This window comes from Alicyclobacillus sp. ALC3 (assembly GCF_028751195.1).
Lineage (GTDB): Bacteria > Bacillota > Bacilli > Alicyclobacillales > Alicyclobacillaceae > Alicyclobacillus_L.
In genome coordinates, this window is record NZ_CP066784.1 from 336,917 (window position 1) to 352,935 (window position 16,019).

At 55.6% G+C, this 16,019-nt stretch carries 13 protein-coding genes; all 13 read right to left on the reverse strand.

The features are described from left to right. Positions 1-5: 5 nt before the first annotated feature. The gene (gene mraY / locus JC200_RS01565) at positions 6-977 is read right to left on the reverse strand and encodes a phospho-N-acetylmuramoyl-pentapeptide-transferase (protein ID WP_274434429.1); all 972 of its coding nucleotides are present in this window, start codon (positions 975-977) and stop codon (positions 6-8) included. Between the two features lie 21 nt (positions 978-998). Next, on the reverse strand, positions 999-2,513 hold the full coding sequence (locus JC200_RS01570; RefSeq protein WP_274434430.1) for a UDP-N-acetylmuramoyl-L-alanyl-D-glutamate--2,6-diaminopimelate ligase: 1,515 nt from the start codon (positions 2,511-2,513) through the stop codon (positions 999-1,001). A 73-nt stretch (positions 2,514-2,586) separates the two neighbouring features. Beyond that, the gene (locus JC200_RS01575) at positions 2,587-4,560 is read right to left on the reverse strand and encodes a stage V sporulation protein D (protein WP_338000192.1); all 1,974 of its coding nucleotides are present in this window, start codon (positions 4,558-4,560) and stop codon (positions 2,587-2,589) included. Between the two features lie 136 nt (positions 4,561-4,696). Further along, on the reverse strand, positions 4,697-6,880 hold the full coding sequence (locus JC200_RS01580; protein ID WP_274434431.1) for a penicillin-binding transpeptidase domain-containing protein: 2,184 nt from the start codon (positions 6,878-6,880) through the stop codon (positions 4,697-4,699). Between the two features lie 18 nt (positions 6,881-6,898). After that, the gene (locus JC200_RS01585) at positions 6,899-7,276 is read right to left on the reverse strand and encodes a hypothetical protein (RefSeq protein WP_274434432.1); all 378 of its coding nucleotides are present in this window, start codon (positions 7,274-7,276) and stop codon (positions 6,899-6,901) included. A gap of 111 nt (positions 7,277-7,387) precedes the next feature. After that, positions 7,388-8,368 (reverse strand): 16S rRNA (cytosine(1402)-N(4))-methyltransferase RsmH, encoded by a 981-nt coding sequence (rsmH, locus tag JC200_RS01590; protein WP_274434433.1) that lies wholly within the window; start codon positions 8,366-8,368, stop codon positions 7,388-7,390. A 63-nt stretch (positions 8,369-8,431) separates the two neighbouring features. Next, on the reverse strand, positions 8,432-8,863 hold the full coding sequence (gene mraZ, locus JC200_RS01595) for a division/cell wall cluster transcriptional repressor MraZ (protein ID WP_274436443.1): 432 nt from the start codon (positions 8,861-8,863) through the stop codon (positions 8,432-8,434). A gap of 308 nt (positions 8,864-9,171) precedes the next feature. Continuing rightward, positions 9,172-10,815 carry a bacillithiol biosynthesis cysteine-adding enzyme BshC gene (bshC, locus tag JC200_RS01600; protein ID WP_274434434.1) on the reverse strand — a complete coding sequence of 548 codons (1,644 nt, stop codon included), beginning with the start codon at positions 10,813-10,815 and terminating at the stop codon, positions 9,172-9,174. Between the two features lie 169 nt (positions 10,816-10,984). Further along, positions 10,985-12,511, reverse strand: coding sequence for an acyl-CoA carboxylase subunit beta (locus JC200_RS01605; RefSeq protein ID WP_274434435.1), 1,527 nt, complete (start codon positions 12,509-12,511; stop codon positions 10,985-10,987). A 31-nt stretch (positions 12,512-12,542) separates the two neighbouring features. Beyond that, positions 12,543-13,337, reverse strand: coding sequence for an enoyl-CoA hydratase (locus JC200_RS01610; RefSeq protein ID WP_274434436.1), 795 nt, complete (start codon positions 13,335-13,337; stop codon positions 12,543-12,545). Positions 13,338-13,421: 84 nt separating this feature from the next. After that, on the reverse strand, positions 13,422-14,327 hold the full coding sequence (locus JC200_RS01615) for a hydroxymethylglutaryl-CoA lyase (protein ID WP_274434437.1): 906 nt from the start codon (positions 14,325-14,327) through the stop codon (positions 13,422-13,424). Next, positions 14,324-14,542, reverse strand: a complete 219-nt coding sequence (locus tag JC200_RS01620) for an acetyl-CoA carboxylase biotin carboxyl carrier protein subunit (protein WP_274434438.1) — start codon at positions 14,540-14,542, stop codon at positions 14,324-14,326. The genes JC200_RS01615 and JC200_RS01620 overlap by 4 nt, the downstream gene beginning before the upstream one ends. Positions 14,543-14,611: 69 nt before the next feature. Then, positions 14,612-15,943 carry an acetyl-CoA carboxylase biotin carboxylase subunit gene (locus JC200_RS01625; RefSeq protein WP_274434439.1) on the reverse strand — a complete coding sequence of 444 codons (1,332 nt, stop codon included), beginning with the start codon at positions 15,941-15,943 and terminating at the stop codon, positions 14,612-14,614. Between the last annotated feature and the right edge of the window lie 76 nt (positions 15,944-16,019).

The window sequence follows — 16,019 nt, forward strand, 5'->3', positions numbered from 1 at the left end:
TCGGTTCAGCGTGACAAAAGAGCCAACGTCCCGAAGGACGTGATGAACGCTGCCAACCAAAAACCGAGCACCACTCCCCACTCGGACCAACCTGACAACTCAAAGTGGTGGTGAATGGGGCTCATACGGAACACCCGCTTGCCAAACACCTGAAAGGAAAAGACTTGAATGATTACGGATAATGCCTCGATCACAAAGACGAGTCCGAATAGAACGAGTCCGATTTCGCTGTGAGTCAACACGGCAACCATCGCCAGGGCTCCACCAATCGCAAGCGAGCCAGTGTCTCCCATGAAAACCCGAGCTGGGTGACGGTTGAAAGCCAGGAACCCGAGCAGTGCCCCGACCATTGCCGCACAGAACAAGGCAACGTCATACTCAGTATGCCAATAGGCGTAAATCGCATAAGCTGCAAAGACAATAGCGGCTGTGCCCGAGAGCAACCCATCTAGTCCATCGGTCAGATTCACTGCATTCGTAGTGCCAAGCAGTATGAACAACAGAAACAGCAGATAGAATAGCCCAAAGTCCACCACAAAATGTGTGAACGGCACCGACACCGCGAACGTCGGGTTACTTTCGCGCCACTCGACGTACAGCGCCGCGAACAGGATTACTGTTGCTGCAAGCTGCAAGATGATTTTCTGCCGTGCAGTCAGGCCCAAATTTCGCTTCTTGACAACCTTAATAAAGTCATCTGCAAACCCAATCAGTCCAAAAGCCAACATCGCAAACAGCAAAGTCAGCAGGTCCACACTGTGAATTGAGAACTTCAGAGTCGTTACGATGACCGCGAGAATGATCATGACCCCGCCCATCGTAGGCGTTCCCGCCTTGGATTTGTGGTGCGAAGGCCCCTCTTCGCGGATGCTCTGTCCGAACTTGAGCCTGTGCAATATCGGTATGCAGATAGGCCCTAAAAGCAGCGCCACAGCGCACGCTCCACCAGCGGTTAAGAGCAACGCTTGTAAGTCCATTGCAGGGTTCCCCTCCCCTCTTTAACCCGCAGAGTGCCCATCCTCGCGCAGACTCACAAGCGCCTGTGCAGCAACCTCACGGTCGTCAAAGTGGTGTTTGACACGTCCGATAATTTGGTAGGTCTCGTGCCCCTTACCCGCGATCAGGATGACATCATCACCCTTAGCCTCTGCCACAGCTTTCTCAATCGCCTCACGGCGGTCGGTAATTCGCTGGTAGCGTCCACCGGGACGCAGAGATTTCCCTTTCACACCGGCTTCCATGTCGTCCAAAATCCGCACCGGGTCTTCTGTTCTCGGGTTGTCGCTCGTCAACAATGTCAGATCACTGTAACGCGCAGCCACTTCAGCCATCAGCGGCCGCTTTCCGCGGTCGCGGTCACCGCCGCAACCGACGACGCACAGAACTCGCCCCGTGGCGAATTCGCGAACCGTCTGCAGTGCGTTTTCGAGGCTGTCTGGAGTATGCGAATAATCGACGAGGACCGTGAACGACTGCCCGGCAACCACCCGTTCGAGTCGCCCCGGAATCCCTGCAACTGACTCGAGTGACGCCACCATCCGCGCCAAGGGCAAACCCTCTATGGCTCCTACCGCGATTGCAGCCAAGGCGTTGTAGACGTTGAATCGCCCCGTCAACTGGAGCGTAACATCCGCCTCTTCTCCAGTGAACAAAGCAACGTGAAAGCTCACACCACCCGCTTGCACGTTTACAGCACTCGCCCGGACGTCAGCACTCTGCTCAATCCCGTACGTGATCGATTCGTGTACACTTTGTGCCAGTAAATACGCTGTAGCAGCATCGTCGGCGTTGAGCACAGCCCGCTCCATGAGTCGCGGGTCCGCAGCGTACGTGTTCCCAAGCCGTGAAAACAGTTTACCTTTGGCTGCGCGATAGTTATCCATCGTACCGTGAAAGTCCAAGTGGTCCTGGGTCAAGTTCGTAAACACAGCCGTGCGAAACCGCGTGCCGGCGACGCGACGCTCTTCGAGGGCGTGTGACGATACCTCCATCACCGCGTACTGACAATCAGCAGCGACCATTTCCGCTAGGACGGATTGTAGTTCAACAGCCTCCGGGGTGGTGTTGGCAACGTCAACTGTGACATCTCCGATTCTCTTGCCGATTGTTCCGAGTAATCCCGTCTGATGCCCAGCATCTCTGAGCACTCGTTCAATCAGGTGTGTCGTCGTCGTTTTGCCGTTGGTACCTGTAACTCCAATCACCGACAGTCGCTCCGACGGGTGATTGTAAAACCACGCCGCAGCGACGGCACTTGCGAGGCGCGTGTCAGGTACCACCAACTGGGCACAGTTCAACGAGTCGAACGGCATCTCTACCATCACGGCGACCGCGCCTGCACGGACTGCATCTTGTACATACGCATGTCCATCTACGGTATATCCACGCAACGCAATGAACAGACTGCCCGGCTGCACTCGTCTGGAGTCTGTAGTAATATCGAGGAACTCTATAACCGCATCGCCAATGACGTGTGCCTTCACGTAAGCCGAAGCTAGTTCTGACAGCCGCAAATGATGCGTCCCCTTTCTGTTCCGGCCAATTCTGAGCGCTAGGAATCCCTAGCGCTCAACCTCGCCCCTCAATCTATTGCTTTTGTGATGACTTGTCAATTGAGTTTCCGCTTGGTTTGTCCCCTAAGTACAAGCGGATCGTCGAACCTTCCTGAACGTTGGTTCCGAACGAAGGCGCCTGCCAAACAATCGTGTTGCCCTGTCCAATCACCTGCGTTTTCAACTGCCCACTGTTCTGCAAGGCCAATTGTCTGGCCTCATTCAGCGTGAGGCCGACAAAGTTCGGAACACTCGCCATCACCGGATCGCCGTACCTGTACTTGCGCGGCAATCCTCCTTGTTGCTTCGGTATGCCCTCGACCTGGAGTGCATCACCGAGAATCCGACCGACAATCGGAGCAGCGATGACCCCTCCAAAGATCACGCCCGCCTTTGGACGTGGGTGGTCAATCGCAATATAGGCGACGAGTTGCGGATTGTTTGCCGGCGCCATCCCCATAAACGACACGATGTAGTGACTGCCTGAATAGTGCCCATTTTCGACAACCTGCGCTGTACCCGTTTTTCCTGCTACACGGTAGCCATCAAAGTAAGCGTTGTGACCACTGCCGTTTGCGACAACACTCTCCAACGCGCTGCGGACTTCTGCTGCAGTCTGTTCGGAGATGACTCTGCGCACGACAGTGGGCTTTGTTTGACTGAGAATTGCGCCTGTTGTGTGGTTTCTCAAGGCCGCCACCACATACGGTTTCATGAGCAGGCCACCGTTCGCAATTGTCCCCATCGCCATCACCTGCTGAATCGGGGTGACAGACACGCCCTGCCCAAACGCAGTCGTGGCGAGTTCGAGCGGGCCGACTTTCGACAGCGGGAAGAGAATACCATTGCCTTCCCCCGGCAAGTCGATGCCTGTCTTGCGGCCAAAGCCAAACTTCTTGATATAACTGAACAGCGCGTCTTTCCCCAGCTTTTCACCAAGCGAAATGAACCCAGGATTACAGGAGTTTTCGACTACGTTCAAGTACGACTGAGAGCCATGACCGCCAGCTTTCCAGCACTTAATCTTGTGTCCTGCCACCTCGTAATAACCTGGGTCGTAGAATTTGTCCGCCAAATTGACCTTCTTCTCTTGCAATGCCGCGGAGAGCGTGACAATTTTAAATGTCGAACCAGGCTCAAACGTCTGCCAGATAGCCAGGTTTTGGTTCCATGTCGAAGCCGGATAAGCCTTCCAGTTGGCAGGATTAAACGAAGGGTAATTTGCCATCGCAAGAATAGCGCCAGTTTTAGGGTTCTCGACAATCGCCGTGACTTTGTCGGGGTTGTAGGTTGCGACCGCCTGTTCGATCTCACGTTCCACAATCTGTTGAATTGCGAGATTGATCGTCAGTTGCACATCGTCGCCATTGGTCGGCGGCACGTACGTTTCGCCTGCACCGGCGAGCTTCTGCCCTTTTGCATTTGTCGGAAACGTGATGTACCCCTTTTGCCCTGCTAGTTGCGTGTCGTACTGCTTCTCAATGCCTGTCAACCCTTGGTTGTCGGAGCCGGTAATACCAAGGACTTGCGCCGCAAGGTCACCGTAGGGATACGCTCGTTTGCCGTCTTCTGTGATGTAAATTCCCGCCAGGTTCAGAGCGCGAATCGCTTGTACCTGGTGCTCGGTAATGCGCCGACCGCCGGGATTAAAGTAGACGGCCATGGTTCGTTTTTGGAGCTGTCCGAGCACCTTCTGCTCCGGCATGTTCAAAATCCTCGACAATTCCTTGGCTGCACTTGCCTTGTCCTGCACCTGAACCGGAATGGCCATTACCGTCGGGGCCGTTGCCGTATAAGCCAACGGTTGGCCCTGTGCGTCGAGAATCGAACCACGCACACCTTGGACAGGAATACTTCGGTTTAACTGTGCGTTTGCCTTCTCCTGCAACCGCGGAGCCTGTACGACCTGAATGAAGGCCAATCTGCCAACAAGTCCTCCGATCGCTGTCAACAGGCCGAGGAGCAGAATCGCGAAACGCCTGCGCATCGCACCTCTTGTTACTCGCACGGCAGCCCGCCTCCACGCTTGTCAAGTCTAGTCCATCTTATGCGGACGACCCTTGCCGTAGAAGCGCACGAAAAACCCTGCGTCACGTTGCCCGCAGGGTCAAGGCTGACACGCTCAGGTGTTTGTGACGCAGGACTTAAGGCTGTTGGAACGTAATTTGCACAGTCTCTCCCTGGTGCAGTTTGGTTCCCGGCGGGACGGACTGTGAGACCGCATAGCCGTTGCCCTTCGGCAGAAAGTCAACACCTAGTGCCGCGAGGATATCACCGGCCTCACGCATCGGCACCCCGAGCAGCTTCGGCATCAGAAAACCACCGCTCGATGTCGAGGGCAGAAGATAGGCCATGGAACCAACCGGAACAGATACCCCTGCTTGCGGCCACTGGCGCGCCACAGTTCCAGAGCCAATAGCGTCAGCCGTCAGACCAGCGTGCCCAACCGCCTGTTGTGCAGCGAATACGGACAAACCTGTAATACGCGGCATCGAAACGTAGCGCGTCTGACCAGCGGATCCAGAGGATGTCTGTAAGTTCACCGCGTGACCTGTCCGTGGGGCAATGTGGAAAAGTTGCATGCACTCCTGCAATACGGCCCTGGCTACAGGTCCAGAGATGGTGCTTCCCCACGTGTTTGACGGTGGCACATTATGCGGATAGTACACCTCTACGTACACCTCAACCTGCGGATTCCACCCCGGCGCAAAACCAATAAATGCGACGGAGTAGTGGTTGTTGTAGTATTGACCCGTCGCGCGATTGACAATTTGGGCCGTGCCGCTCTTTCCGCCGACTTCGTAGCCAGGTATGTACGCTATCTGGTCAATGCCTTGCCCGCCTTTGTTCACGTCGACAATCATTGTGTTTTTGACGCTCAGTGCCACAGATGCCGGAATCACATGCGCATGAGTCACTTGGGGTTTAATCTGCTTTATGACCTTCCCGGTGACCGGATTGACAATGGCTTTTGCCACTTCCGGTTTCATCACATTGCCACCGTTCAGAATTGCGCCAAGCCCTGCCATTTGTTGCAGCGGGGTCACGGCAATGCCCTGGCCGAAACCAGATGTCGCCAACTGCACAGGTCCTTGTTCGCTTGGCGGGAAGATATCAGAACTCGATTCACCAGGCAAGTCAATTCCAGTTGGAGCAAGAAAGCCGAAGTTTTTCATGTACTGCAGGAGCTTCGGCCAGCCAAGTCTTAAGGCGACAGTGCCCATGCCAACGTTGCTTGACTTTTCCAAGGCTTGCGCGACGTCAATTTTATTCGGCCCTTCCAGAGACCATCCCCAGTAGTTCCAATCGTGAATGGTGACCCCAGCCACATTCATGCTCCCCGAGGGCACGATGGTATTCAGACTCACCGTGTGCGTTGCCAACGCTGCGGACAAAGTAAAGATTTTGAACGTAGAGCCGGGTTCAAACGACGCGTTCACCGCCCAGTTGCTCGACAAGGCCAACGGACTCGCGGTCCAATACTGATTCGGATTAAAACTCGGACTGCTCGACAACGCCAAGACTGCCCCTGTTTGCGGCCGCATGACGATAATCGTAGCGTGTTCCGGATGATATTGCGCGTTAATTTTCTTCATTTGTTCTTCGACAAAACCCTGAATAGCGCCATTGATGTTTAATTCGACATTGTCGCCTGCTTTTGCAGCCTTGAGCGTGTGAATACTCGATTCAATTGGGTTTCCGTTGCCTTGCACCGTGTACGAGTACGCACCGTTTGTTCCGGCTAGGTAGCTGTTGTACTCCTGCTCTAGACCCGCTTGCCCGACGCCTTGACTGTTCACATATCCAAGCGTGTTTGCGGCTAACGTTCCGTCCGGATAAGAGCGCTCTTCTGTCGGTGTAAAGGTTATGTAGGCGCCGATATTTGTCCCGGGCTTAGCCTGTTGCACCGCTTTCTCAATCGATGCCTTCGCTGGATCGAGAATTGGGTGAGGCCATTGCACCCAACCCGTACCGCTCAAAAGCGGGAGAATTTGCGACGCCGGGACACCCAGGGGTTTTGCGATCAATGCTGCGAACGTTGCCTTGTTCGCCATCGTTTGTCGGTTAAAGTCAAACATAAATGCTGGGACGTCGTATGCGAGCGGCTGACCTTCAGCATCCAGCAGCGCTCCTCGAGGGGCTAGAAGCGTCCCCTGCCCTTGTTGGACGGATAGTTCTGCAGCAGTCAATCGTTTTCCGTACGCGTGCTGAACATATAAAATCCGCCCGACAACTAGGCCAAGTCCGGCCAACATTGCAACCTGCATCACAAACATGCGTTTGCTGTGTCTGCGATGACGCTTTGACGTCAGATTCGACTTCTGCAAATCCAATCACCAACCAAATCAGTTTGGGGCGGAAGACCCCTGTGTTGGAATCGTGACCGGCTGTCCCGGTTTCAAACCGTTCGCTGCGGCCAACGCCAAAATGCGCGTCGGCTGCGTGAGCTGATTGAGGGATGCCGAGTAGGAGGCGTTGACAGCAGAAACCTGCTGAATTTGTGACTGCAGTTGGACAACTTGCGCATTCACCGTGGCCACGCGCGCAGACATCGATGCCAACATCCAGCCTGCGGCGGCGCACAGAACAATCGATCCAAACAGAGAGACGAGATCAAAGCGTGTTTTAGTTCGGGTAGCCGTCTGTCGCGACTCGCGAGAACGTTCGTATTCTCTCTGCTGTATCTGTCCATTTGGTGCAGTATCTAGCTTCGTTGCTAACACTGTGTTTCCCTCCCTAGTAAATCCATGTCATATCCAAAGAGCCACCGTAGATACACGCAATTGGAACTCGCGTCTGCAAGAGTGAATGACACTCTCCCCCACAAGAGGGCTCTACGTTTGCTCTACATCGCTCTCATACGGACTATTGCGGAGTTTCTGAAGGACTCTTAATTTTGCCGATCGCGCCCGTGGGTTTGCAGTGACTTCCGCTTCATCGGCGACCAGTGGTTTCCTCGTCACAATCTGTGCCTGTGGCAACCTGTGACATCGGCACACTGGGAAATCCGGCGGACAAATGCAGCCTTGTGCGTATGACTGATAGGTCTGTTTGACGATCCGGTCCTCAAGCGAGTGGAATGTAATAACAGCCATCCGCCCGCCAATCCGAAGGGTCGCAAACGCACCTTCCAGACCTTCTGCTAACGCTCCGAGTTCGTCGTTGACTTCGATGCGCAACGCCTGAAAGGTCCTACGTGCCGGGTGTGGTCCTGTTCTACGCGCAGCTGCCGGGATTGCCCCCGTAACGATGTCGACGAGTTCTCCTGTCGTTTCAATCGGTTTGTTTACCCGGGCCTTGATGATTGCCCTCGCAATTCTTCGGCTGTAGCGTTCTTCCCCGTATTGAAACAAGGCGCGCGTCAACTGCTCTTCCGACCACTCGTTGACGATGACGGCCGCAGTCAGGGAGCGTTCAGGGTCCATCCGCATGTCGAGACGCGCGTCAAACCGGTAACTGAATCCCCTGTCTGCTTGATCAAACTGCGGCGATGAGACACCGAGGTCAAACACAACTCCGTCAACCGGAATGAACTCCTGTTCTTGACAAACTCGACGAATTTCGCGAAAGTTCGATTTCACTAAAAGAAGTCTGCCCGCGCTGGCTTGTTGCAAATGAGAAGCGTTAGCGAGTGCTTGCGGGTCTTGATCGATGGCGAGCACGCGACCATTCGGGCCGCTCGCTGCCAAGAGCAACGCTGCATGGCCGCCACCACCAAGCGTTCCATCAACGTAGCGTCCTCCATCGCGCGGCAACAGGGCAGCTACAGTCGCATCCAACAACACAGTTTGATGGTGAAACGCCAAGGCGGTCACTCCCTTGCGACAATTAACCGTCGGTTCAACCCGCCCGTCGAACCGAACGCTTTCTTAGTTAGCTCAGAGGTCGAAGTCAACCAGTTTCTCCGCGAGTTGTGCAAACGACTCGTTTGCTCCTTCAGCGTACTCTGTCCACGCAGACTGGCTCCAAATTTCCACGCGATTTGAAACTCCAATGACGACGCAGTCACGTTCGAGTGTTGCGTAGTCTCTCAGTGACCCGGGAATCAAAGCTCGTCCCTGCTTATCTAGTTCGCACTCAGTCGCCCCAGAAAAGAAAAACCGTACAAACGAGCGGGCATCGGCCCGTGTCAACGGCAGAGCCTTCAACTTGGACTCTAACGTTTCCCACTCGGTCATGGGGTATACGAACAGACAAGTATCGATGCCGCGCGTAATGACGAAAGACTTGCCAAGTCCGTCACGGTACTTCACGGGCATGGTGATGCGACCTTTTTCATCGAGGGTGTGCTGGAATTCCCCCATGAACACGTCGCTCACCACCTGTTCTCCACATTGCCCCACTTTGCCCCACTTTGCACCACTCAGATAGACTTTCGCCCCACTTTCACGATTTCCTGCCTAGCACACGAACTTTTCAAAGCTATTTTCGCTATGTAACGCGCGGATGATGCGCCTGTGTCTCGGTACTGCAGTCATGTTGGAAAGGTGAAAAAAGCGGCCCGCAGAGTATGCGAGACCGCTTTTGAAAGACCACCACAACGCCTGTTTAATTGAAGTAAGAGCTTGTACCTAAGGCCGAACACGCCGCCACGAGGGAGATAACAGCAAAACCAATGTCAACCTCGCGCATCGTGGATGTGATATACGGGAGCGGGCAGATCATAATCTCCCCAAGCGGGCAACTGATCGATCCACGTCAGTCCCTGAACACTCAAGAAGTTGAGTAGGCAGAGTCGACGTTCTTGGAGGTGACCATCGGTCCACAGCCAGCGCTCGATGTTACGCAACTGAGCAATGGCAGCCTTGTGCCGCTGTTCAAACAAGCGCTGTGTCTTCTTTTTCAGCTTGTCAATGCCAGACTTCTCCCGGTCGGCTTGGGCTCGCGCCATCGAAAACACCTGGGGCCCGAGACTGCCGATTCGGTCTGCGAATTCGTCCCACCTGAGTTGAGTAGCAGCGGTCAACTGCTCAAATTCCGCCTCAATCGCAGTGAAACCCATAGCTCCCAAGCGTGGCGCCACCAAGTCACCGGGCTTCTCGAGTTCCGAGCGGGGAATCTGCCACTTGGCCAAGTTTCGAACCACACTCGCTGGGTAGCAGATAACTCGCTGACGCAGTAACAGAGGTGGTAATTTTCGACCATGTGCATGGAACACGGCCCGCGACAGTGCGTGATACGAAATTTCTGCTGGCCCACCAACGTATGCCAGTGTTGGTAGCAGGGCGTCCTGCACGACAGGGCGAAGAAGTACGTTTGAACTGAAACGTGTAGGATCGATGTTCGCCAATTCCTGCCATTGTGCAACAGTCTTGGAGATGCCCAGGCCGCGAACGCGGAGTGTTCCCGGTCCGTTGCTTTCAAGCACGTAACGCTGTCCGTTGATCACGTGAAATACTGTGCTGTTTTCGCGGTCCCGAATCACTGTCGGTTCAAGACCAAGGCGTTCCACTTCTCGATACGCGTCTTCAAGACCCGCCTGAACAGCCGCGACGTTACCAAGCGCGGTTTGCCACACGGGTCGCACCAACTCTCGCAGTCCGGGCAGACAAGGGTCCAGAATCACAAGCCCTTGGTCGCGAAAGAGGACAGCCATGACACGGCCAAACCACGTGGACAGACTGTCTCCGTTCTCCCAACAGTCACGAAACATCCGCAAAACATCCGCCTTCGCAGGTCCATCTGGTAACTGCAGGAAAGCGTCACGGATGATGAAGTCGACATCATCCTGATTCAGAGGATGGTGATACACCATGGTGTGGGCCTCTGGAGGTGTTGGCCAAACGATGCGTCGAACATCATCGTGTTGATCGAGCAGATACGCGTGGTTAACTTCAGCCCAGTCGTGATCCTCTGAGGCAATCCAAAACACCGGCACAACCGGTCTCCCCAATTCCTTCTCCAAACGCCGGGCTAGTCCCACTGCAGACAGCGCCTTGTACACCGTGAGTACTGGTCCGGTAAATAGACCGGCCTGTTGCCCTGTAACGACCGCAACCGCCTCACTGTCGCGCAAGCGTTCTAGTTGTGAGAACGACTGTTCTGATGCATGTAACTCGGACATGTAAGCGCGAAGCACGTCTACTAGTTGTTCTCTGTGCTCGGCTGTAAACCGCGGCGCCGTTTCCGCTGCGCGATTCCGATACGTGTCAAGTAAAGTTGGATTTTGATTGTCGTATAAGTGCGCGACCTCGGCGAAGGCGGTTGCGTGCAAATCCGCCAGCCGATTTCCGGTCGGTTCTGTCCGCACACTCAAGTTCAAAGCGCACAACCCCTTCATTGGCTCAAGGCCATGAGCATCTATCTCAAGTCAGAAGCAATTCGAGGACTATGTTACCCATCCCACTTCTGAAAGTAAAGTAAGTCACAGACAAAAAGGACCGTGCGCTACCTACACTGCGCACGGCCCGATTCATTTGTGAAGTGCTTGCCTAGACTGGATAAACCGGGTGTTTACGTTCGGTGAATTGCAACTGTTTACTTTCGTACGCTGCCAATCGCGCAGCCAGTTCTTTGCGCAGGTCATTGGGTTGGACGACATCATCGACCACCATCTCCGAGGCGAGGCGATAGATGTCGATGTCAGCTTGATACTCTTTGCGCTTGGCTTCCACAAAGAGAGCCCGTTCTGCCTCGGGCAGTTCTGCGATTTTGTTGCTGTACACGGCGTTCACGGCTGCTTCCGGACCCATGACGGCGATTTGCGCTGTCGGCAGCGCCAGGCAGACGTCAGGTTCAAAGGCAGGTCCCGCCATGGCATACAAACCAGCTCCGTACGCCTTTCGCACGATGACAGACAGTTTGGGGACGGTAGCTTCCGACATTGCGGCAATGAGCTTCGCCCCGTGACGGATGATACCGGCGCGCTCGACTGCAGTGCCGATCATAAAGCCAGGTACATCAGCCAAGAACACAAGCGGAATGTGAAACGCGTCGCAGAGGGTGATAAAACGCGCTGCCTTGTCTGCAGAGTCGACAAACAGCACACCTCCCTTGACACGTGGTTGATTTGCCACGATGCCGACAACACGGCCCTCGACTCGCCCGAACCCTGTCACGACTTCCTTTGCGAACAGTTTTTTGACTTCGTACCAGGAGCCTTCGTCCACAACGCGCAGAATCAAGTCATGCATGTTGAACGGCGCGTTTTGGTTCTTCGGTATGATGTCCTCTAGCGTCTTCTCAAACTGGGCAACCGGACGCGCATCGCTCACTGCAGGAGGCTGCCGCCAGTTGTCTGGCAGGTAGCTGAGGTAGTCCCGTGCAGAGGCAATGGCTTCTTGCTCCGCTTGCACCAAGACATCGCCACAGCCACTGACGGTACAGTGCATGCGCGCGCCCCCCATCTCCTCAAGCGTGACCTTTTCACCGATCACCATTTCCGCCATTCGGGGGGAGCCCAAATACATACTGGCGTTTTTCTCAACCATAATCACGATGTCACAAAAAGCGGGAATATACGCCCCACCTGCAGCCGATGGACCAAACAGGACGCACACCTGCGGAACACGGCCGGACAACTTGACCTCGTTGTAGAAAATGCGCCCAGCTCCCCTTCTGCCGGGAAACATCTCGACTTGATCCGTGATTCGCGCTCCGGCAGAGTCCACCAGGTAGACCAGCGGGATCTCAAGCTTCATGGCCGTCTCTTGAATACGGATAATCTTCTCCACAGTCCGCGAACCCCAACTGCCAGCTTTGACGGTACTGTCGTTCGCCATGACAGCCACCTGCCTGCCGTGAATGCGGCCGATTCCGGTGATCACGCCGTCGGCTGGCAGCCCCTCTGCAAGCGCGTTCGCGAACAAGCCGTCCTCTACATCAAGGTCGTCGTCAAACAGCAACCGCAAGCGGTCCCGAGCAAACAATTTCCCCGCTTCCGCATTCTTCACATGGTATTTTTCTGCACCGCCTGCTTGCGCGCGGGCGGTGGCTTGTTCAAGTCTGTCGTCGCTCATGCGTTCACGTTTCCTCCTCAATACCCCAAACTTATCTGCCCCGGAACTGTGGTGGTCGCTTTTCAGCAAACGCCTGGAGAGCTTCCACGCGGTCTTCCGTTGGAATGACTAATTCGTAAGCCTTGCTTTCGACCGCAAGACCAGCCTCAAGCGACAGGTCAAATCCTCTATCCATCGCGAACTTGGCCTGTCTCAGAGCAATTGGGCCGTTTGCGGCGATTTCCCGGGCAAGCGTTACACTCTCGTTCATCAGCTGATCATCAGGAACTACTCGATTCACCAGGCCAATTTCCAGCGCCGTAGATGCAGCAATGCGCCGAGCTGTATAGACCAATTCCTTCGCTTTCGCAAGCCCAACGAGGCGGGGCAACCGCTGCGTCCCTCCAGCTCCAGGAATGATTGCCAGGCTCGTCTCCGTCAGGCCGAGTTTCGCCGATGCAGCAGCTACCCGCAAGTCGCAGGCAAGCGCCAGTTCGGTGCCGCCGCCAAAAGCAACACCGTTCACTGCCGCGATCGTAGGGAACGGCAAGCGAGCGACATCTTCAACGGTCGTTCGAATGAGCCCCACCGCCCGCCGCACCTCGGTCTCACTCATGCCCCGTCGCTCCTTCAGGTCTGCCCCCGCACAAAACGCCTTTTGCCCGGCCCCAGTCATGATGAGAACGCGAATGTCAGCTCGATACGTCAGAGCCAACAAATGCTCGTGAAGCGCAAGCAGAAGCCCGCGCGACAACGCGTTGGCCTGGGTTGGTCGATTCAGTGTCAGCGTGGCAATCTCGTCCGCCACGCTAAGCGTGGCGAGTTCCAGCGGCTGTGTCTCGTCCATTGCGTGCTGCCCCTCCCATGTTTGGACCAGCGTTCTTCCGGTCCATTCCGCTCGTTGCCTCTTGTGCACTGGTCCTGCCGCAGTTCAGGCCGACTGTCCGCGTCGGACCGCGCGCGCATGACTTGGCAGCGGCTTCTCAAGTCGGTCCTCCAGCCACGCAGCGACATCGTCCACCAACGGACGTTCAATCCCCGTGTCCAGACCCATTTTATCGAACAAATAAAGGACATCTTCGGTAGCCACGTTGCCTGCTGCCCCTGGGGCGTACGGGCACCCGCCGAGGCCACCCACTGATGCGTCAAACACAGTCACACCGCTCCCAAGTCCTGCGACAATGTTCGCAATGGCCGTTCCGCGTGTGTCGTGGAAGTGCAGAGCCAGTTTGGACACGTCAAGAACAGACTGCAAAGCGCCAACCACAGCTGTGACTTGGGTCGGTACGGCAACTCCAATCGTGTCACCGATCGACAGTTCATCAACCCCCATGCGCAGCAAGCGCTCACTGACGGCGACAACTTGCGAAATGTCCACATCACCTTCGTAAGGACAGCCGAAGGCAGTTGACACATATCCGCGTACAGGCAGTCCAGCAGCCTTTGCCCCTTGCACGACTGGCTCGAGAACCGCGTATGTGTCGACGATCGACTTGTTGATGTTTGCGCGGTTATGCGACTCACTGGCGGACATGAACACGTTGACCATGTCGACGCGCGCCGACAAAGCGCGTTCTAGCCCCCGTTCATTAGGAACCAGGGCACTGTACGTCACTCCAGGGCTGCGAGTAATGCGAGCCAACACTTCGTCGGCATCAGCTAAAGCAGGAATCCACTTCGGATGGACAAACGACGACACTTCGATGTGGCGAAACCCCGCTGCACTCAGGTGATTGACGAGAGTCACCTTATCCTGTGTCGAAAGTACCCGAGACTCGTTCTGTAAACCATCACGCGGTCCCACCTCGACGATCGTTACGCCGTCTCTGCGGCTCACGCCTCCTCCACTTCCACCAAAGTGTCGCCTTCGTTCACAAAGTCCCCCGCCTGCACGTGGACTGCGCTGATGCGCCCGCCGTGATCAGTCGTGACCGGGACTTCCATTTTCATAGACTCCAAAATAACAACATCTTCATCTGGTTGGACCTGAGCCCCGACCTCGACGAGTACCTGAAAAACCGTACCTGCCATACTCGCTGTGACTTTTGCCATCTACAGTCATCCTCCCCAAGGCGTCACTCGACAGTTCGCACCGTCGGTGTCACTCCATAACATCCGCACTTACAGACGGTTGATAAAATCTGTGGTTGTCTCGCCTGCCCGGAACGCCGAGGACGACACAATCCTCTGCAACAGCGGAAGATTGGTCTGAATCCCCTCCACGACATAGTCATCGAGAGCGCTCGTCAACTTTGCGATGGCTTCTTCGCGAGTACCTGCGTAGACAATCAGTTTGCCGATCATCGGGTCGTAATACGGCGTCACTTCGCTGCCGGCTTCAACGCCGACATCGTTGCGTACACCTTGCCCCGCAGGCAGTTCGAGCCGAGTAATGGTCCCAGGCGACGGGAGCATCTTTATCGGGTCTTCCGCGTAGACCCGCACCTCAATCGCGTGCCCGTCACGCTGCACCTCGGATTGTGAAAACTCAAGCGATTCACCAGAAGCGATGCGAAGTTGCCAAGCGACCAAGTCGAGCCCGGTCACGAACTCCGTCACAGGGTGCTCAACCTGCAGTCTCGTGTTCATCTCCAGGAAGTAAAAATTCCGCTTGGCATCCACGAGGAATTCCACGGTTCCGGCGTTGACATAGCCAATGGCACGACCAGCCGCCAGTGCGGCTTCCCCCATACGCAGGAGCAAGTCTTCGTCCATAAACGACGAAGGCGCCTCCTCCACTACCTTTTGGTGGCGGCGTTGAATCGAGCACTCGCGTTCTCCGAGGTAGACGCCGTGGCCGTGCCGATCAAACAGAACCTGAATTTCAATGTGACGGGGCGCCTCGATGCGCTTTTCGAGGAACATCTCGCTACTTCCGAAATACGCTTTCGCACGGGCTTGGTTCGCAGAGAATGCGCGGCGCAGGGTCTGTTCGTCGCGAACTTCTTGCATACCAATTCCGCCGCCGCCAGCAGACGCCTTCAGCATCACGGGGTAACCCATGTCGACAGCCAGACGCAGGGCCTCTTCGACGTCGGCAACAGCTCCATCGGAGCCCGGCACAACCGGTACGCCAGCCTTGCGCATGACTTGTCTCGCCTCAATCTTGCTGCCCATTGCGGCAATAGCCGCAGGCGGCGGACCGATGAAAGTTAGGCCAGCATCTACACAATCCTTGGCAAAGTCCGCGTTCTCACTCAGGAGTCCATACCCTGGGTGGACCGCGTCCGCGCCCGTTGCTCGCGCCGCTGCCAAAATCGCTTCGACTTGCAGGTAACTTTGGGCGACTGGCGCAGGACCAATGCGGACGGCCTCGTCCGCTTCAGCAACATGAAGCGCTTTCATATCAGCGTCCGAGTACACAGCTACTGTGGCAATACCGAGTTGTCGGCAAGTCCGAATGACTCGCCGTGCAATTTCACCCCGGTTGGCAATCAGAAGCTTCTTCACCATGCGGTCTCTCTCCCCCATCGGTCGAGCTTCAACAAAACCAAGGGTATCAAAGGGGTGGGCGATTTGCAAAGTTCTG